The organism is Streptomyces sp. NPDC058231, from assembly GCF_042882275.1.
In the GTDB taxonomy this organism is placed as follows: domain Bacteria; phylum Actinomycetota; class Actinomycetes; order Streptomycetales; family Streptomycetaceae; genus Streptomyces.
Window position 1 is genome coordinate 66,890 of record NZ_JBHVWN010000031.1, and the last position, 19,214, is coordinate 86,103.

The following is a 19,214-nucleotide window of genomic DNA, read 5'->3' on the forward strand; positions in this document are numbered from 1 at the left end:
CGACAGTCCCACCGCCGTCCCATCCGTAGCACGGCACCTCGAGGAGCCAGTGATGACCGAAGCAGCGGGCAAGCCGCCCGCACTCCGCGTAGCGGACCTGATCGTGGCCGAGGGCCCCGAAGGCGCCGAGCGCATCCTGATCGCAGGGCTTACCGTCAGCGTGGCCGCCGGCGAGATCGTCGCCGTGCACACCGACGACCAGGCCTCGGCCGTGGCCCTGGTCCAGGTCATGGACGGGCGGCGGCGGGCCCAGTACGGAGCTATGGCCGTGGGCGTCGGTGGCCGCCCGCGGCGGGTCGCCCCGGCACGGCCGACGGGTATGACGGTGGTGCGGGCCGGTCAGGCCCTGCCCGCCACCGGCCCGCGGCCGGTCGTGGTCGTCGACGCCACCCGGCCGGCCACCGGCCCACAGGGGCCGGTGGCCGCCGAGCCGGCGCGGACCGCCGCCCGCGAGGGCAGCGGGGTCCTGCTGGTGACCACCGATGCGGACACCGCCGCCACAGCGGACCGCGTCATCCACCTCAACCGCCCCCCGACGCCCCCGGTCCGTACGGAACCGGCGCAGGACCAGGCGCGCTTCTCCGTGGCGGCACTGACCGCCGCGTCCGTCGACTCCCTCACCTCTGCCGGGGTCGGCGCCGACCGCGCCGCACTGGTTGCGCGGGTGCTGGTCGACGCCGACGCACGAGGCCACTTCTCGCACGGAGTCGGTCTGCTCCCGATGTACCTGGACCGGCTTGAGCGCGGCGGCATCGACCCCGCCGCCGAGCCCGTGTGGATCTCCCAGAGCGACCCCGTGGCCGTCCTCGACGCCCGCGGCGGCTTCGGACAGGTCGCCGCCGAACTCGCGGCGGAGCACTGTGCACGCCGGGCGGAGGCTACGGGACTCGCGACCGTGGCCGTGCGCGGCAACAACCACATCGGGATGCTCGCGGCCTACCGCGACCACTTCGTCCGGCACGACGTCGTCGGACTGGTGTTCAACATCTCCGGGCCGAGCGTCGCGGCGCCCGGCGCGGGGCGTCCCACCCTCGGCAACGACGCCGTGTGCATGGTTGTTCCACGCGGCGAACGGCGGCCGCTGGTCGTCGACTTCGCCACCGGAACCGTAGCGAGCGGAAAGGTCCGGCACGCCGCCCACCGCGGCGAGCCCGTGCCCGCGACCTGGCTCGTGGACCGTCAGGGGCGGCCCACCACCGACCCCGAGGAACTGGACAGGGGCGGTGCCGTTCCCGTGTTCGGCGGTCACAAGGGGCTCGGCGTCGCCGTGATCACCGAGGTCCTGGCCGGAATCCTGGCCGGCGGAACAGTCAGTCCCCTGGTGCACAAGCAGCGTGCGGAGCCCGAACGGCCCATGGAATGCTCACAGTTGTTCCTCGCACTGTCCCCTGCGGCCTTCGGCGACCCTCCCATGGAGGAACTGCTCACCGTGCTGTCGAGTGCCGTCACCGCCGGCTACCCCCAGGGCGCGCCACGCGTGCATCTTCCCGAACAGCAGGAGGAGTTGGCCGAAGCGGCGGCCCTGGAAACGGGGATATCAGTCCCCCTGTCGGTGGTGGAGCGCCTCGGGTGGACCGCGGACCGCACCCCCGCCGTCTCGGGAGGCACCCGATGAGCGTGGGAGTGGGAATCGTCGGATTCGGATCCGCCGGCCGCCAGCACGCGGCCGCTCTCGACGGCCTCGGCGCGGCCGAAGTGGTGACCGTGCTCGAACAGGACGCGGCGGTCGACGTCGCGGGGCTGCCCCGGGCGAACTCCTGGCAGGAGATGCTGGCCGATCCCCGTGTCGATCTGGTGGCGCTGTGCCTCCCGCCAGGAAGCCGGGCCGGGCTCGCCGTACAGGCACTGGAGCAGGGCAAGGCCGTACTGCTGGAGAAGCCGCCGGCCGTGTCCCTGTCCGAGATCGACCTGATCTCCGCGGCCGGCCGACGGGCGGGTCGGCCGGTCGGAGTGATGCTCCAGCACCGCATGCGCCTGCCCGCGGCGGCACTTGCCGCCAACTGGACCGACCCTGCCGTCACGGCGGTTCTCCAGGTGTCGCGGTTCAGGCCGCCGGCCCACTACCGCAGGGCGGGCTGGCGCAGCGACGCCGCCTCGGCCTTCGGAGGTATCGCCGCCCACCTGGGAGTGCACTACCTCGACCTCGCCTGCCAGCTCCTCGGCGAGATCGAGACCGTGCGTCTCGCACCGAGCAGGGAGCTCGCCCCCGGAATCGACAGCCGGGTCACCGGCAACATCGAGTTCCGGGCCGGCGCCACCCTCGCCTTCACCGTCACCGCCGAGTCCTCGGTCCGTACCGAACGGCTTCAGGTCCTCGGCCCCGACGGGGGGCTCTGCGTCGCCGACGGAATGGTCACCACGCAGATCGGTGAGACCGAGCAGACCCTGCCGACCGTGCCCACCGCGGAGCTGCGGCGCATGGTCTACGAGGAGATGGCGGAAGCCGTCACGACCGGACGGCCGCCGCGCCGCTGCCATCTGGACGGTGCGCGCGCCGTGACGGAGATCCTGGCCTCCGTCGCCCAGGACCTGGCGGTGGTCGCATGACGGCCCCGGCCACACGGGTGGGGCTCTCCTCCGGCTCGGCCCCCGACCTGGATGCCGTCAGGCTGGCCGCGCTCGTCCTGGCCGTCGGCGGAAGCACCCTCGACGTGCGTGCCGGGAAGGGGCACCGGTGGGAACGCACGGGCGGCCTCACCGGGCTGCGAGCCGCGGGTGTGGACGTCAGCTTCGTGGGCACGGGGGTCGTCCTCGGCGATCCCGCCCACCCCGCCGAGGAGTGCCGCACCCTGCCGTGGCTCGAACCGGGCCTTCCCGTGAAGGTGTTCGCTGCGGAGGGCTGCACCGATCCCACGCGCTGGCAACTGACCCTCGCCCAGATCGGTGCCCTGTCCGCCCGGACCGGTGACAGCCGCCTCGTTCTGGTCGAGACCCACCACGGGTACGCGCCGGTCACCGAACTCGCCGAGCTGTGCGAGCGCGCCGGCACCGGAATCCTGCTCGACACCATGGGTCTTGCCCGCATCGCACCGGACCCCGCGCAGGCCGCCGCGCGGCTGGCCCCCTGGACCTCCCACGGCCAGGTGAAGGGGTTCGACTGGAGTGCCCCCGCCACCTCACGGCACAAGCCGCTCGCCTCCTGCGCCGGACCGACCCGAGAGGTGCTCGCCGCGGCCGGAGCGCTGCGGGCGGTCACCGTCGAGACGAAGGCGCCCTCCCTCGAAGAGGACACCGCGCTCCTGCTCGACTGGTACGCGGCCGGTGCCCGCCCCGCTGCCGACTCACCCGCTCCCCATGAGGAGACCCTCCTTTGAGACTCGCCATCATCAACGACGAGTTGTCCCAGAACATCGACGCGGCCGCCGCGGAAGCGTCCCGCCAGGGCTTCGGCGGACTGGAGATCCGGTCCTCCGGCGGCGTACCGCCCCACCTGATGGACGATGCCCAACTCCATGCCGTACGAGAGGCGGTGAAGGGCCACGGACTGAGGGTCGTCGGATTCGACCCGCCCGCACTCAAGTGCGCCCTGCCGCGCACCGACGCCGAGATCACCCAGGTGCGTGCGCTGGTCGTGGACGCGGTCCGACGGGCCGAGCTGCTGGGTGCGCCGTTCGTCCGGATCTTCACGTTCTACCGTGAGGGCGACCCTGACCCGCGCACGGCGGCGAAGGCCGCGCGTGAGGTCCTCGACGGCGTGCCGGCGGACCGGGTCCCGCTCATCGTGGAAACAGGCATGCGCACCAACAGCCCCACCATGCGCCACACCCTCGACTTCCTCGACGAGCTGGGCGACGACCGCCTCGGCATCCTGTGGGATCCGGGCAACAGCGTCTTCAGCGGCTGGGATCCCGAGCCCTTCCCGCGCGACTACGGACTCGGCCGCGAACGCATCCGGCACGTACACGTGAAGGACCCGGACGGCCGCGCCGCGTACGTGCGCCTGGGTGACGGGGACCTGCCGTGGTCTGCGATCCTCGGCAGGCTCGCCGAGGACGGGTACCAGGGCTGGGTCTCCCTGGAGACGCACTGGCGCATCGGACGCGTCCTCACCCAGGCGCAGCGCGACGAGCCGTGGGGCGAAGAGTTCACGGCAGGCGGCTTCGACGCCAGCTCGGAGTGCATGCGGCGACTGCGGGAGATGGCCGAGGCCGTGGGTGCGGCGCCGACAGCGGACGTCCGGCACACCGCGCGCACCGAGGAGGCGGCCCGATGACCACGTCACCCGTGATCCTGCTCGGCGCACAACGCTGCGGCACCACGGCCTTCGCCTACGCCATGAACCTGGCCTTCCACGACGCGGGCGGCCACTTCACGGTCAACGGCAAGCTGCCCTATCTGCTGCATCGCTGGCTGACCCGCCAGGACCTGGCGGACCGTCACCTGCGGACGGACGAGATCCTGCACGCGCTCGACCGGCGCCCGCCGGACGGCGCCGGCGTCGACGGCTGGCGTGCCCGCGTCGAGAAGAGCCTGCGGACCGCCGCCCTCCAGGTCGCCGAGGGCTCCGCCGGGGACGCCCCCGCGGTACTCGCCCGGCGCATCCTCGCCGAGAGCAACGACGGCCTGCCGTGTTGGGGGGACAAGTACAACGAGTACCTGCTGCACCTTCCCTGGCTCGACGCCGCACTGCCCGACGCGCGGTACGTGATGCTCGTACGCCATCCTTTCGAAGCCGCACGGTCCATGCTGCGGTGGACCGGTGACCGGCCGTGGCTACCTCAGACCGAGTCCGCCGCGCTCGCCAAGTGGACCGCGTGGAACAAGCACTGGGTGGATTTCGCACCGCAGGTGCCGGCCGAGCGGCGGCTGGTCGTCGAGTACCAGGCGCTGTGCCGGGGCGAGGAGACCGCGCGCCTCGAGGAATTCACGGGAATGGGCCTGCGCCCGTACCTGGCCGGACTCGCTCCCCGTCAGCCGGCCGCCGCTGCCGACGGTGGCCTTCCGCTGCCGACGGCCGCCGTATGGGAGGCACTGCGGAGCCCGGCCGCCGCCGTCGGGACCGGCCCGGTGCCCACCCTCACCACGACCATGCAGAGGTGACCCCCGTGACCGCAACACGTGTTCTTGTCCTCGGCGGCAAGGCCGGCATCGTCCGCAAGGCACGCGCCCTCGGCTTCGAGGTCGTGCACGTCCAGAAACCGTCCGCCTTCGACCCGGCCGTCGTCGAACACTGCGCGCAGCTTCTGCTGGTCGACTACCAGGACGTGCCCACCGTCACCGCGCTCGTGCGAGCCCTGCACGAACAGCGGCCATTCGCACGGGTCTTCACCCAGACCGAAGCGGCCCAGGTCGTGGCAGGCCACCTCACCGAAGCGCTGGGACTGCCCGGCAACGGCGTCCGCACCACCCGTCTGCTGCACGACAAGGCCGCCCTGCGCGCCCTGCTCAACGAGCGCGGCATCGGCCCGGTCGCCACATTGACCTGCCCGGCACACGACGAGCTGCGGGACTTCGTGAAGACCCACGGCGCCGCCGTGCTCAAGCCCACGATGGGGTCGGGAAGCCTCGGCGTCCGCATGATCAACTCGCCGGACGAGACGGATGCGGCCTGGGCATGGCACCGACAGTTCGGTCTGGACACGTTCTTGGCCGAACAGCTGCTCGTCGGTGATGAGTTGAGCGTCGAGACTTTCTCGGTCGACGGCAGGCACACCGTCGTCGCCGTCACCGGCAAGGAGACCGGCGGGGGAGCGGTCGAACTCGGCCACGTCGTCCCCGCTCCGCTGACGGACCGGGACCGCGACGCGGTGCACGCCATGGTGCTGGACCTCCTCGACGCGGTCGGGCTCGTGGACGGCCCCGCCCACACCGAGCTGATCATCACGGCCGACGGCCCACGCGTGGTCGAGTCGCACAGCCGCAGGGGTGGCGACCGCATCAACGAACTCGTACGACTGGTCCACGGTGTCGACCTGGAAGAGGCCACCTACCGCCTTGCGGAGGGCACCGAAGCACTGCCGGTGCCCGCCGCCGACGGCGCGGCCGCGATCCGCTTCCTGGTCGCCGAGCCCGGAGTCGTCACCTCGGTGACGGGAGTAGCGGACGCCGAGTCCGCACCCGGCGTGGTCGACGTCGACGTCCAGGTCGACGAAGGTGACACCGTGCACGAACTGCGCTGGTCGGAAGACCGCTGCGGCTACGTGCTGGCGCGCGCCGAGGACACTGCGACCGCCGTCCGGCTCGCAGCCGCGGCTGCCGCACGCATCACGATCACGACCGAGCCCGCCGACGGCGGCGAAGCCGCCGGAACCCTCGGCGACCTCCTGGAGGAGGTGGACGAGGTGCTGGACCCGTTCGCCGCCGCGACGGCCATCCCGGCGTCCGCGACCGGGACGCGATGAGCCATGGACATACGCCCGCAAGGAGTACGGCAGTGAGCACGGAACAGAACAGCATCAGCCACACCCCGGACCGGAGCCGTGCCAAGCGGGTCTCCGCGGTGGTCGCCACCCGCAACCGGCCCTCGGACATCCGCCACCTGCTGAGCGCGATCGCTGCCTACGACAGCGGCATCGTCCACGAGGTCCTGCTCGTCGACGACGCGTCCGACACCCCCCTTCACACCGGTGACACGGAATACCCGTTCCCCGTCCGGATGCTCCGCAACGCGACCCGTTGCGGCGCGGCGGCCAGCCGCAACCTGGCGGCGAAGGAGGCGACCGGTGACGTACTGGCCTTCCTGGACGACGACGCCCGTCCTCTGCCGGACTGGTTCCACATCCTCGACACCGCCCTGACCGATCAACGCGCCGCGATCACCGGACGTGTCCTGCCGTTCGACAGCAGCGTGGTCGCACGTGCCCGCCAGTACCGCTACGAGGTGAGGTACGCCAAGCACCCGGCGTACAGCCCGGTGTCCTTCTTCGCCGGCGGCAACTCGGCCGTGTGGACGGACCATTTCCTGTCCGCCGGCGGCTTCCCGGACGTCGTCACCGCGAGCGACAACGGACTGGTGGAACGGCTCGCGGAGTCGGGCGGCGAGGTCTGCTTCGTGCCCGCGCTCAGAGTGGCGCACCGCAACAGCAAGGGCGCCGGCATCGCCTTCCGTGAGGCATGGAGGGCAGGCCGCCTGGCACCACGCAGTACACCCGCGGCGGCGCTGCGCCGCTTCGCCGACAGCGCGCGGACCCAGCCCTGGTCCGACGACCCGGCGGCAGCCGGACTGAACCTCAGCCTCCAGGCGGCGAATTCGCTGGCCACGGCACTTCCGGCGGTCTGAGCGGTGACAGGGGCCACCATCTGGCTGACCGGGCTGCCGAGCGCAGGCAAGACGACGATCGCGTACACGCTGGCGGAGCGGCTGCGCGGCGATGGCCACCGGGTGGAGGTGCTCGACGGCGACGAGATCCGCGAATTCCTCTCCGCGGACCTCCGCTTCAGCCGCGAGGACCGGCACACCCATGTGCAACGGGTCGGCTATGTGGCCGAGTTGCTCGCCTCACACGGGGTGAAGGTCCTGGTCCCGGTGATCGCGCCGTACACGGACAGCCGTGAAGCGGTCCGCAAGCGCCACGAGAGCGAAGGCACCTCCTACGTCGAGGTGCATGTCGCGACACCGGTGGAGGTGTGCTCCGTACGGGACGTGAAGGGGCTGTACGCAAGGCAGGCCGCGGGTGAGATCAGCGGCCTCACCGGGGTCGACGACCCCTACGAGCAGCCGCGGAGCCCGGATCTGCGCATCGAGTCCCAGAACCAGACCGTGCAGGAGTCCGCGGCGGCGCTGTACGCGCTGCTCGCCGAGAGGGGTCTCACATGACGGCCGCCGGCTCCGCCGAGGACGGCACCGACAGCCCGTTCGCGCTGTCCCACCTGGACTCGCTGGAGTCGGAGGCGGTGCACATCATCCGTGAGGTGGCGGGTGAGTTCGAGCATCCGGTGATCCTGTTCTCGGGCGGCAAGGTCTCGATCGTGATGCTGCACCTGGCGCTGAAGGCGTTCGCGCCGGCGTCGGTTCCCTTCGCGTTGCTGCACGTGGACACCGGGCACAACTTTCCCGAGGTCATCGAGTACCGCGACCGCACCGTCGCCCGGCACGGGCTGCGGCTGCACGTGGCATCGGTGCAGAAGTACATCGACGCGGGCAGGCTGCGCGAGCGCCCGAACGGGACGCGCAACCCGCTGCAGACGGTGCCGCTGACCGAGGCGATCCAGGCGCACCGTTTCGATGCGGTGTTCGGCGGTGGACGCAGGGACGAGGAGAAGGCCCGGGCGAAGGAGCGGGTGTTCTCACTGCGGGACGAGTTCTCGCAGTGGGACCCGCGACGCCAGCGCCCGGAGCTGTGGCAGCTCTACAACGGCCGGCACGCGCCGGGTGAACACGTGCGGGTGTTCCCACTGTCGAACTGGACCGAGCTGGACGTGTGGCAGTACATCCAGCGCGAGCGGATCGAGCTGCCGGGCATCTACTTCGCCCACGAACGCGAGGTGTTCGCCCGTCACCGCATGTGGCTGACCGCGGGCGAGTGGGGCGGTCCGAAGGACGGGGAGGCGGTGGAGAGGCGATCGGTCCGCTTCCGCACCGTCGGGGACATGTCGTGCACCGGAGCCGTGGACTCCGACGCCGGCACGCTGGAGGCCGTGATCGCGGAGATCGCCGCGTCCCGGCTCACGGAGCGGGGCGCCACCCGCGCCGACGACAAGCTGTCCGAGGCTGCGATGGAAGACCGCAAACGCGAAGGGTATTTCTAGGGATGACCAGCACCACCGGGCAGACGCACGGCCTTCCGGCCACCACGCTGCTGCGCTTCGCGACCGCGGGCTCCGTCGACGACGGCAAGTCCACCCTCGTCGGACGGCTCCTCCACGACTCCAAGTCGGTGCTGGCCGACCAGATGGAGGCCGTCGAGCATGCCTCGCGCAACCGCGGCCGGCACACACCGGATCTTGCGCTGCTGACCGACGGCCTGCGCGCCGAGCGCGAACAGGGCATCACCATCGACGTGGCCTACCGCTACTTCGCCACGCCGAGGCGGCGGTTCATCCTCGCCGACACCCCCGGGCACGTGCAGTACACCCGCAACATGGTCACCGGCGCCTCGACTGCGGATCTGGCCGTGGTACTGGTCGACGCGCGCAACGGGGTGGTCGAGCAGACCCGCCGGCACGCGGCGGTGGCCGCGCTGCTGCGCGTCCCCCATGTCGTGCTCGCCGTGAACAAGATGGACCTGGTCGACTACGCCGAACCGGTCTTCGCGAAGACGGCTGAGGAATTCACAACATACGCGCGCGAGTTGGCCATCCCGGAGATCACCGCGATCCCCATCTCCGCGCTCGCCGGCGACAACGTGGTGGACCCCTCGGCGAACATGGACTGGTACGCCGGCCCGACGGTACTGGAACACCTGGAATCCGTACCCGTCAGCAACCATCCGACCCTCCTCCCGGATGCGGGAGGAGGGTCCCCGGCCACGCTCGCTTCCCGGTGCAGTACGTGATCCGTCCGCAGACCGCCGAGCACCCCGACTACCGGGGCTACGCGGGTCAGATCGCGGCCGGGACCTTCCGGACCGGCGAGAGCGTGACAGTGCTGCCCTCGGGCCGGACGTCGAGGATCGCCGGGATCGACCTGCTCGGCAGGGCGGTCGACGTCGCCTGGACGCCGCAGTCGGTGACGCTGCTGCTCACGGACGACATCGACATCTCACGCGGCGACATCATCGTGCCCTCCACGGACGTGCCCGCCACCACCCAGGACGTGGAGGCGACCGTCTGCCACGTCGCCGACCAGCCGCTCGGTGTAGGGCAGCGGGTGCTGCTCAAGCACACCACCCGCACGGTCAAGGCGATCGTCAAGGACATCCCGTCGAGACTGACCCTGGACGACCTGTCCCCGCACCGAGCGCCCGGACGGCTGGTGGCCAACGACATCGGCCGGGTCACGGTCCGCACCGCCGAGCCCCTCGCGCTCGACTCGTACGCCGACTGCCGCCGTACCGGTTCCTTCCTCCTGATCGACCCCGCCGACGGCACCACGCTCGCGGCCGGAATGGCGGGCGAGTCCTTCGCCACCGCCCAGAATCCGCCCGCCACGAACGACGACGGCTGGGACTTCTGACCGGGCCGGGTCAGGCGTGGCGGGCGCGCTCACGGCATGCCGCGCCCGCCCCAGACGACAACATGCCCGACCGCCCTGTCGCCCGGCACCCACCCGATCACGCACCGAACAGCCGGAGGCCACAGCCGTCCCGGCCGATGAGAGGAACCTCCGTGTCCGCGTCCCGCTTCATGCTCCGCCGAGGTCTCGCCGTCGCTGCCGGACTTCCACTGCTGGCCCTGACGCTCACCGCCTGCGGCTACGGCTCCCAGGCCAAGGCCGACTCCACGACCAAGACCGCTGCCGAGGGCAGGAAACTCTCCGCGGACACCGTCCGCATCGGCTACTTCCCCAACCTGACCCATGCCACGGCCCTGGTCGGCATCCAGGAGGGCCTGATCCAGAAGGAGCTGGGTGGCACCGCGATCGAGCCGCAGACCTTCAACGCCGGCCCCTCCGAGATCGAGGCGCTGAACGGCGGCTCCCTCGACATCGGTTTCATCGGCCCGTCGCCTGCGGTCAACGGCTACGCCAAGTCCCGGGGCGGCAACCTGCGGATCATCTCCGGCGCCGCGTCCGGCGGGGTGAAGCTGGTGGTCGACCCGGACAGGATCAAGACGCCGGACGACATCAGAGGTAAGAAGATCGCGACCCCGCAGAAGGGGAACACCCAGGACGTCGCGTTCCTCAAGTGGATCGCCGGCAAGGGCTGGAAGGTCGACGCGGAGAGCGGCAAGGGCGATGTCTCCGTGGTCCGCACGGACAACAAGGTCACCCCGGACGCCTACAGGTCCGGTTCGATCGACGGGGCCTGGGTGCCGGAGCCGACCGCCTCCAAGCTGGTCGCCGAGGGCGCGAGAGTGCTCTTCGAGGAGTCCGCGCTGTGGCCGGACAGGAAGTTCGTGACCACCAACGTCATCGTGTCCCAGACATTCCTCAAGGAACACCGGGACGTGGTCGAGGCAGTCCTGCGCGGCACGGTGATGACCAACATCTGGATCAGGACCAACCCGGACAAGGCCAAGGCATCGGCGAACGCCGCGCTGAAGGAACTCAGCGGCAAGGAGCTGAAGCCCGAGATCATCGACCCGGCCTGGAAGTCCATCCAGATCACCGACGACCCGCTGGCCACGACATTGAAGACGCAAGCCGAGTACGCCGTGGAGACCGGCCTGCTCAAGCAGCCCGACCTGGACGGAATCTACGACCTGACACTGCTCAACAAGGTGCTCAGGAACCAGGGGCGGCCCGCAGTGGCCGACGCCGGACTCGGCACCGACTGACCCCCGCCCCTGTCCCGAGGCTCCCGTTCCGTTCCCAGGAGGTGACGACCATGGCCACCACGCTCGCCAAGGGCGCCGGCGATGCCGCCGCCACGGCGGTGTCGCACGCCGCCCGCATCGCGCATGTCTCGAAGTCCTTCACAGGACCGGCCGGGGCGCAGCTCGTCCTCGACGACGTCAGCCTCGATGTCGTACCCGGCGAATTCGTCACCCTCCTGGGAGCCTCCGGCTGCGGAAAGTCCACCCTGCTCAACCTGGTGGCGGGGCTCGACCGGCCGACCGCCGGCTCCATCGACACCCCCGGCGGCCGACCCGCCCTGGTGTTCCAGGAACACGCCCTCTTCCCGTGGCTGACCGCGGGCAAGAACATCGAACTCGCCCTGCGGCTGCGCGGCGTCGCCAAGGCCGAGCGGCGCACGGAGGTCGAGCGGCTGCTGGAGCTGGTCCGCCTCGGCGGCGCGTACCGCAAGCGGGTGCACGAGCTGTCCGGGGGCATGCGCCAACGGGTCGCACTGGCCAGGGCGCTCGCACAGGACAGCGACCTGCTGCTGATGGACGAACCGTTCGCCGCACTCGACGCGATCACCCGCGACGTGCTCCACGAAGAACTCACCCGCATCTGGCGCGAGACGAACGTCTCGGTCCTCTTCGTCACCCACAACGTCCGCGAGGCGGTACGCCTCGCCCAACGCGTGGTACTGCTCTCCTCCCGCCCCGGCAGGGTGGCACGCGAGTGGACGGTGGACATCCCCCAGCCGCGCCGTATCGAGGACGCCGTCGTCGCCGAGCTGTCCGTCGAGATCACCGAACAACTGCGTGGGGAGATCCGCCGCCATGGCCGCCACTGAGACAGCCGACGTGACCAAGACGACTCGGACAACCGGAACGACCGGTGCACCCGGGAGAACAGCGCCGGACACCGACGGCCTCGCCGGTCTCGGAGCCGGTCTGGACGCGCTCGACGGCATCGAGGTCCGCCGCACGCCGGTGCGCGAGCTCCTGGCCAGGAAGGTCTTTCCGTTGCTTTGATCATCAAGCGATCTCAGCAATCCCGATGTTTCCACCGGAATGGTCCGTAACGGGTCATCAGAGCGTGAGTTGCGCGCCGGTGTCGTGTTGACGGTCTCCCGTTTCCTTCCCGGCCCGGGGGCTGGGGATCGCGCCACCTGCCCGCCCCGTCCGGGCCTTGCGGCGCGGTCGGGTGACGCGGGTCTTCCGGTCGGCTCCACGGGGCTTCGACTTCGCCTTGGCGAGGTCCAGGTCTCCGGCCACTCCGGTACCTGTGGTGCGGGCCGCGAGGGCGACCAGGTTGTGTCCGGCATTGGCGTCCCGGTCGAGGACGAGGCCGCAGTTGTCGCACTCGAAGATGCGCATGCTGAGGGGCAGTTTGGTTTTCACCGCACCGCAGCGGGAGCAGGTCTTCGAGGAGGGGTACCAGCGGTCGGCGACGATGAGTCGCGTGCCGCGCCGGCGGGTCTTGTAGGTGAGCTGGCGTCGGATCTCGCCGAACGCGGCGTCCGCGACGCGGCGGGACAGGCGCCGGTTGCGGCCCATTCCGGCGACGCCCAGGTTTTCGACGACGATCGTGCCGTACTCGCAGGCGAGGCGGGTCGTCATCTGGTGGAGGGTGTCCTCGCGGAGGTTCGCGACCCGGTGATGGATCTTGTTCCGCGCCTGACTGGCCTTCTCCCAGCGCTTCGACGCCTGCTGCCCGGTGCGCCGGTCGGGGCCGCGGCGGCGCGAGACGATCCGGCCGGCGCGGCGCAGCTGCTTCTGCGCGCGGTCGAGGTGGCGCGGGTTGGGTTCTGCGCCAAGGACACCGTCGCTGTCCGCGAGGACCGCCAGGGTCTTGATGCCGAGGTCGATACCGACCGCCGCGTCCGGACGGGCAACCTTGACCATCTCGTGCTTCTCCTCGACCTGCAACAACACGAACCAGCGCCCCCGGTTAAGACGTGCGGTCGCGGACAGGATCCGCATGTTCCCGGCGTCGGCGAGGGCCCGCAGGTGGGAGGCGTCCTCGTGGAGGCGGACCGTGCCGATCCTGGGCAGGGTGACGTGGCGTCCGTCAGGCTCGATACGGATCGTTCCGGTGGTGAACCGGCAGGTCAGGCGCGCTTTCCGCTTCGACTTGAAGCGGGGGATGCCCATCTTTGGGCCCTTGCGCTTACCGCTCTTCGACTTCGCGTAGTTGTCGAACGCCGCTGACGCGCCTGCCAGGCCGGTGTTGTACGCCTCCTTGGAGTTCTCCTCCCACCAGCCGGCGAAGCGCGGGTTGGTGCGCTTGTCCTCGTTGAACACCTTCCGCAGCGAGGGAAGCGACCACGACCGCCACTGGGTCAGCTCCTCCTCGGGGGTGCCGTACGACTGCTCGGCCTTACGCTGCCACCACACGGCAGTGACGTACGCGACCGCCCAGTTGTACGCGGCCCGCGCGGCACCTGCGTGCGAGTGCAGGTGGCGGTTGGCCGTGGCGTTCGGATCCAGCGCGAGCTTGTGCGCGAGGACGGTGAAACCGGGCCGGGGCTTGAACTTCTTCATCCGGCCACCTCTTCGCCGGTGGCGACGGCGACGGCCCGGTCGGCGCGATTCTTCGCGGAGCGCCGACCGTACAGGCGTGCGCACATCGAGGTCAGGACCTCGGTGATATCCCGTACGAGGTCGGCGGTGGTCTCTGCCGGGTCAAGGACGAGCAGGCGTCGTCCCGTCGCCGAGAGGGCGGCTTCGAGGTGCTCGACGCCGAACCGGGCGAGGCGGTCGCGGTGCTCGACCACGATCGTGCCGACACCCGGGTCGGCGAGCAGTCGGTACAGCTTGCGGCGGCGCCCGTTCAAGCCGGAGCCGACCTCCGTCACCACGTCAGCGACCATGAGGCCCCGAGCCGTTGCGCCCTGCACGGTCCGGGCGACCTGACGCTCCAGGTCCGCTTTCTGGTCACCGGAGGAGACACGGCAGTACGCCACGACCCGTCCCGCAGCCTGCGGGGCGGGCTCGGTCACGAGCCACGTACCCGACGGCGTCTGGACGACCGGGACCGGCATACGGCCCTCCTTCGCCCAGCTCCACGCGGTCTGGTAGTGCACGCCGTTGCGCGCTGCCCAATCGGAAAGCTTCACAACATCAGAATATTCACTGAGAGTATTGGCTATCCACTGAAAAAGTGGGAACTGTTGTTCACCCCCCAACCCTGGCGATCACCCTGGTGCTCGTCGTCTGGCAGGTGCTCGTCTCCTCGAAGGTGACGACCGCGGACAGACTGCCGACGCCGTCCGCCGTATGGGCGGGTCTCCGCGACCTGTGGCTGCAGGGAACCCTGCTGGACATCATCTGGACCAGCATTTCGCGCGGCCTCCTGCTCGCAGTGGCGGTCGGCACACCGCTCGGACTGATCGTCGCACGGATGAGGTTCGTCCGTGCCGCGGTCCGGCCGGTCCTCTCCGGACTGCAGTCGCTGCCGTCGGTGGCTTGGGTGCCGCCGGCCGTGCTGTGGCTCGGTCTTGACGACTCGATGATGTACGCGGTGATCCTGCTGCTCGGCGCAGTCCCCTCGATCGCCAACGGCCTGGTGTCGGGCGTGGACCAGGTGCCGCCGCTGTACCTGCGCGCGGGACGGACCCTGGGCGCCACGGGGCTGAGGGGCGCCTGGCACATCGTGATGCCGGCCGCGTTCCCCGGCTACCTGGCGGGACTGAAGCAGGGCTGGGCGTTCTCCTGGCGCTCTCTGATGGCTGCCGAGATCATCGCCTCGTCGCCCGACCTCGGACTGGGCCTGGGTCAGTTGCTGGAGAACGGCCGCAACAACATCGACATGCCCGGAGTGTTCCTCGCGATCTTCCTCATCCTGGTCGTGGGTGTCGCCGTCGATGTGCTGGTCTTCGGCCCGCTGGAGCGCTGGGTGCTACGCAGCCGGGGTCTCCTTGCAGGGAATTGAGGCCCGGGATCCGAGCGGTGAGCCGGCAGTCGTACGAGCCGCGGGCGAGCTGTGCTGCGCCTCCACGTGGATGGACGACGATGCGGTGGACCGCCCCGGCGCTCGGCCTTCCCGAACTCCCCTTCGCCGGCGTCGACGACGCCTTGTTCCAGGAGCGCACGGGTATCGCGGAGCGCCCCCGAAAACGGGTGCGGGGACGCCGGGGCGTCAGCCGGTCCTCCGGTCGGCCGCAACGACTGCGGCCGTGACCAGGGCGAGAGCAACAGACCGCCCACAGCCACCATCGGTTGCGGGCCCCGAAGGTAACGGCCTTGGCTGCGACGAGGCTTGAGGCCGTCGATACAACCAGAGCTGTGGTCGGTGTGTTCTTCACACTCGTCCTTCCGCTGCTCTCGGTCGGGGCGGTGGTGTCCGGTAGTGCCGAGCAGGTAACGGAGTTGTCGCCGAAGCCATTGCCGGGTGCCGGGTGCCGGGTGCCGGGTGCCGGATCGACCGGCCACCCCAAGCCGTCGCCCGGGCCGAGGGCTTGATGAGCTGCCGGGGGCGGCGACCGGTGAGCCGGCACGATTCGTGCGGCGGCTGGACAATCGATAAGGTGCCAGGTCAGGACCGCACCCGTTCGATCCACGGGCCGGTCAGGGCTCCGCCGCAGTGTGTGGCACCTCCATGCCTGCGTTGCCGACCCCTGCCTGCCCAGGCCCGGGAACACGGGCGCGATCTTCACGGCGGGGCAGTCGGGTTCCGTCGGACGGGTCAGGAGGAACGAGTGGCACAGATCATGGCCGAGGTCTCACGGACGTTCAACGAATTTCTGCTTTTGCCGAACCGGACCCGGACCGACTGCTCGCCTGCGACGGTTGACCTGCGCACGCCGCTGGTACGACACACCGCGGGGGAGGCATCAGCGATCGAACTGCACTCCCCGTTCACCTCCGCGATCATGCAGGCCGTCAGCACACCGGAACTCGCGATCGCGCTCGCTCGCAACGGCGGTCTGAGCTTCCTGCATCACAACCAGTCGATCCCGGACCAGGTCGCAGCGGTCCGTCAGGTCAAGAACTTCAAGGCCGGATTCGTCACCAGCGATACGAACGTCCGCCCCGACGAAAGCCTGGGCGTTCTGGTCGGCATCATGCACCGCACCGGTCACAGCACCGCTGCAGTCACCCACGACGGGACCGCAACCGGGCGCCTGCTCGGTCTGGTGACCTCCCGCGACTTCCACCCCCAACGCCACGACCTGGCCGAACCGGTCAGCGGCCGGATGACCGGCATCGCGGACCTGCCCCATGCCGGACCCGACACCACACTCTCCGAGGCCAATGCCCGGCTGTGGGACGAACGGCTGGACTGCCTCCCGGTGCTGGATGGCGAGGGCAACCTGCAGCATCTCGTGTTCCGGTCCGACTACACGGACAACAAGCGCTTCCCCGACCAGGTCGTCGACGCCGGTAAGCGTCTGCGCGTCGGCGCGGGCGTCAACACCCATGACTACCAGGAGCGTGTCCCAGCCCTGCTGGAGGCGGGCGCGGACGCGCTGTGCTTCGACTCGTCGGATGGCTACAGCGACTGGCAGGCACAGGCACTGACCTGGGTGAAGAAGAACTATCCCGAGATCCCGGTCGGCGGCGGGAACGTGGTCGACGGCGAGGCATTCACCTTTCTCGCCGAGGCGGGAGCGGACTTCGTCAAGGTCGGCGTCGGCGGTGGCTCCATCTGCATCACCCGCGACCAGAAGGGCATCGGCCGCGGCCAGGCCAGCGCGGTGCTGGATGTCGCCGCGGCCCGCGATGCCTTTTGCGAGCGTACCGGCGAGTACGTTCCGATCTGCTCCGACGGCGGGCTGGTGCATGACTACCACGTGGCCCTGGCGTTGGCGATGGGCGCTGACTTCGTCATGATGGGGCGTTACTTCGCCCGCTTCGATCAGGCGGCCGGTGCGAAGCTCCCCACCCGGGACGGCTTCGTGAAGGAGTACTGGGGTGAGGGATCGAACCGTGCTCGCAACTGGCAGCGCTACGGCCAGGGCGGCCAGGGGCTGGTGTTCGAGGAGGGTGTCGACGGCTACGTTCCCTACGCCGGCGACCTCAACGAAGGGCTCGCCCTGACCATCGCCAAACTCAAGACCACGATGGTCTCCTGCGGCTCCGCCACGCTGCCCGAGTTCCACTCCACGGCCCGGCTGACCCTGGTCTCCGACCAGAGCTTCCAGGAGAGCCACGCCAACGTCACGCTGCGAGACACCCCGCCAACGGTCTCCTGACAGGCGGACGAGGTACGACGAGGCCTTCCGGGCCGGTGCCGGTGCGCGGTCCCGGCCTTCGGCCCGGCGCCCGGGCGAGGTCCCCTCGGTGGCGCGCCCGAGCGTGGTCCGAGCGAGTGGTCCGGGCGATCCACCTGCTGGAGAGGATCGCCCGGACCGCGGGCTGCTGTCCGACGCTGCCGCGCACCCCTGCCGGAACACCCCACAGCGAGCAGAGACTCGATCGGCAGCGAAGTGCTGAGCTCCCGCGTCGAAGCCCTACCGACGGAGCCCGGATCCGGCGACAGACAGCGCCGCCGCCTCGGTGATCACGGGTGGGGGTATGCACGCCATGTGGTCAACCCACCCAGGAAGACGTACAAGGCGGAGTCATCACGACTTGACGCACGCTCCAGGATCCGTCCTCGAACGGATCTTGCTCGGAGCAGGAACGACGCCGCTGGGTCGCAGGCATCGTTCGGAGCGAACGGGCGACCTGTGAGTGTGGTCAGCCGACCACTTCCGGCCGGAGTCGAGAACGAAGGTGCCGTGGGCTGGGCCCGTGCGGCCGAGCCTCCGGAACGGTCTGGATGTGCTGTCAGGAAAGAAGAAGGGGGACGTCAGGGGTATGGGGAACAGACGGACGTGGACTGGTGGTGTCGCAGCCGTGCTGATCACGCTGGGAGCCTTCGGCTGCGGTCACAGGGGTGGTGGTTCCTCGACGACCGGGTCGGGTATCGCCACTCATGACGCGGCGGTCACGCGGCAGGAGCGCAGTCAGGTGGAGGCGTACTGGATCGGCTCGGGCATCGCGGCCGTGGCCCGCGCCGACGCCGTTGACGATCCCGTACAGCCCGAGTGGGCGAAGGGCGGTCTCGTCGCCCGCACTGTCGGCCGTCTGTACTCCCGGGGCGCGGGCGCCGACTTGGGTGCCTGCACGGCGACCGTGGTCGGCAAGAACACCGTGATAACCGCTGCACACTGTGTCAGAACGTCCGATGCCGGGGAGTCCTCCCGGTCGGCGACGTGGGACCAGCAGCTCTACTTCGTGCCTGGCTACCACGACGGCAAGACCCCCTACGGCGGCTTCACGGTGCGCCGGGTGCGGATGGCCGCGGAGTGGCAGGACCAGGGCCTGGACTTCGCCATGCTGGAGATGAATTCCGGCCATGACGGGCGGAGTGTTTCCGAGGTGACCGGCGTCCAGCGGATCTCGTTCACGGGTGACTCGGGCAGGCGCATCCATTTCTTCGGCTACCCGTATACGAGCCGGCTCCTGCACTGCGAAGGCGACAGTCCGAGCGAATACCTCGGGAGTGGCCTGATGCAGATCCCATGCTTCATGGGGGCCGGGTCAAGTGGCGGCCCCTACATCGTCGATCTCGACGAGGCCGAGGCCGGCAGTGTCGTCGCGGTGAACATCAGTGGCGACGAGTCCTTCAGTTACGGAACAGCCCTGAGCTCGTTCGCCCGACGCCTCTACGCGCTGTCTGAGCACTGCTCGCGAGGATGTTGAGCGATGTAACCGTCTGCGTCCACAGACGCTGAACCTGGCGTCCTGGCGGAGTCGCGCCGCAGCACCGGCGCACGTCCTCCCAGCAGGGCTTGCGAGAGGGCATCACTTCGTCGACTAGCCTCGAAATTTCGTGACGGTCCGCCGACGGAGTCGGTGGACCGTTTTCGTGCCGTGGGCTGAGGCTGTGCAGGCTGAGGGCCCGAGTGTCG

16 protein-coding genes and 2 pseudogenes are annotated in these 19,214 nt (G+C 70.1%); 16 read left to right on the forward strand and 2 right to left on the reverse strand.

What is annotated here, in order from left to right:
- The first annotated feature begins 52 nt into the window (after positions 1–52).
- From ACFVXE_RS21305 to ACFVXE_RS21365, 13 genes and pseudogenes are all read left to right on the forward strand, one after another.
- Positions 53–1,615 (forward strand): Ldh family oxidoreductase, encoded by a 1,563-nt coding sequence (locus ACFVXE_RS21305; protein WP_389673090.1) that lies wholly within the window; start codon positions 53–55, stop codon positions 1,613–1,615.
- Positions 1,612–2,547, forward strand: coding sequence for a Gfo/Idh/MocA family protein (locus ACFVXE_RS21310; RefSeq protein WP_389673092.1), 936 nt, complete (start codon positions 1,612–1,614; stop codon positions 2,545–2,547). Before ACFVXE_RS21305 ends, ACFVXE_RS21310 begins: the two co-directional genes overlap by 4 nt.
- Complete coding sequence (locus ACFVXE_RS21315; protein WP_389673094.1) at positions 2,544–3,314, forward strand: hypothetical protein; 771 nt, start codon at positions 2,544–2,546, stop codon at positions 3,312–3,314. Before ACFVXE_RS21310 ends, ACFVXE_RS21315 begins: the two co-directional genes overlap by 4 nt.
- A complete protein-coding gene (locus ACFVXE_RS21320; RefSeq protein ID WP_389673096.1) occupies positions 3,311–4,213 on the forward strand; it encodes a sugar phosphate isomerase/epimerase family protein in 903 nt (300 codons plus the stop codon). The genes ACFVXE_RS21315 and ACFVXE_RS21320 overlap by 4 nt, the downstream gene beginning before the upstream one ends.
- Positions 4,210–5,040, forward strand: coding sequence for a sulfotransferase (locus ACFVXE_RS21325; RefSeq protein ID WP_389673098.1), 831 nt, complete (start codon positions 4,210–4,212; stop codon positions 5,038–5,040). The genes ACFVXE_RS21320 and ACFVXE_RS21325 overlap by 4 nt, the downstream gene beginning before the upstream one ends.
- A 5-nt stretch (positions 5,041–5,045) precedes the next feature.
- On the forward strand, positions 5,046–6,341 hold the full coding sequence (locus ACFVXE_RS21330; RefSeq protein WP_389673100.1) for an ATP-grasp domain-containing protein: 1,296 nt from the start codon (positions 5,046–5,048) through the stop codon (positions 6,339–6,341).
- Positions 6,342–6,373: 32 nt separating this feature from the next.
- Positions 6,374–7,219, forward strand: coding sequence for a glycosyltransferase family 2 protein (locus ACFVXE_RS21335; protein WP_389673102.1), 846 nt, complete (start codon positions 6,374–6,376; stop codon positions 7,217–7,219).
- Between the two features lie 3 nt (positions 7,220–7,222).
- On the forward strand, positions 7,223–7,756 hold the full coding sequence (cysC, locus tag ACFVXE_RS21340) for an adenylyl-sulfate kinase (RefSeq protein WP_389673104.1): 534 nt from the start codon (positions 7,223–7,225) through the stop codon (positions 7,754–7,756).
- Positions 7,753–8,688, forward strand: a complete 936-nt coding sequence (gene cysD, locus ACFVXE_RS21345) for a sulfate adenylyltransferase subunit CysD (RefSeq protein WP_389673106.1) — start codon at positions 7,753–7,755, stop codon at positions 8,686–8,688. Before cysC ends, cysD begins: the two co-directional genes overlap by 4 nt.
- 2 nt (positions 8,689–8,690) lie before the next feature.
- Positions 8,691–10,054: pseudogene (locus ACFVXE_RS21350) on the forward strand (sulfate adenylyltransferase subunit 1).
- A gap of 137 nt (positions 10,055–10,191) precedes the next feature.
- Complete coding sequence (locus ACFVXE_RS21355; protein WP_389673108.1) at positions 10,192–11,316, forward strand: aliphatic sulfonate ABC transporter substrate-binding protein; 1,125 nt, start codon at positions 10,192–10,194, stop codon at positions 11,314–11,316.
- Positions 11,317–11,366: 50 nt separating this feature from the next.
- Complete coding sequence (locus ACFVXE_RS21360) at positions 11,367–12,164, forward strand: ABC transporter ATP-binding protein (protein WP_389673109.1); 798 nt, start codon at positions 11,367–11,369, stop codon at positions 12,162–12,164.
- A 10-nt stretch (positions 12,165–12,174) separates the two neighbouring features.
- Entirely contained in the window at positions 12,175–12,345 is a 171-nt protein-coding gene (locus tag ACFVXE_RS21365) for a hypothetical protein (protein ID WP_389673111.1), read from the forward strand.
- Between the two features lie 57 nt (positions 12,346–12,402).
- Here the strand turns inward: ACFVXE_RS21365 and tnpB are convergent, their stop codons facing one another.
- Together tnpB and ACFVXE_RS21375 are read right to left on the reverse strand one after the other, a co-directional pair.
- Positions 12,403–13,857: an IS607 family element RNA-guided endonuclease TnpB gene (gene tnpB, locus ACFVXE_RS21370; RefSeq protein ID WP_389673113.1), complete on the reverse strand. Its 1,455-nt coding sequence runs from the start codon at positions 13,855–13,857 to the stop codon at positions 12,403–12,405.
- Complete coding sequence (locus ACFVXE_RS21375; RefSeq protein WP_389673114.1) at positions 13,854–14,432, reverse strand: IS607 family transposase; 579 nt, start codon at positions 14,430–14,432, stop codon at positions 13,854–13,856. The genes tnpB and ACFVXE_RS21375 overlap by 4 nt, the downstream gene beginning before the upstream one ends.
- A gap of 56 nt (positions 14,433–14,488) precedes the next feature.
- On the opposite strand from ACFVXE_RS21375, the pseudogene ACFVXE_RS21380 reads away from it, so the two are divergent.
- The 3 genes and pseudogenes from ACFVXE_RS21380 to ACFVXE_RS21390 all read left to right on the forward strand — a co-directional run.
- Positions 14,489–15,247: pseudogene (locus tag ACFVXE_RS21380) on the forward strand (ABC transporter permease); the annotation flags it as partial.
- Positions 15,248–16,013: 766 nt separating this feature from the next.
- Positions 16,014–17,510, forward strand: coding sequence for an IMP dehydrogenase (locus ACFVXE_RS21385; RefSeq protein ID WP_389673116.1), 1,497 nt, complete (start codon positions 16,014–16,016; stop codon positions 17,508–17,510).
- 646 nt (positions 17,511–18,156) lie between these two features.
- Entirely contained in the window at positions 18,157–19,005 is an 849-nt protein-coding gene (locus ACFVXE_RS21390) for a trypsin-like serine peptidase (protein WP_389673118.1), read from the forward strand.
- Positions 19,006–19,214 lie beyond the last annotated feature (209 nt).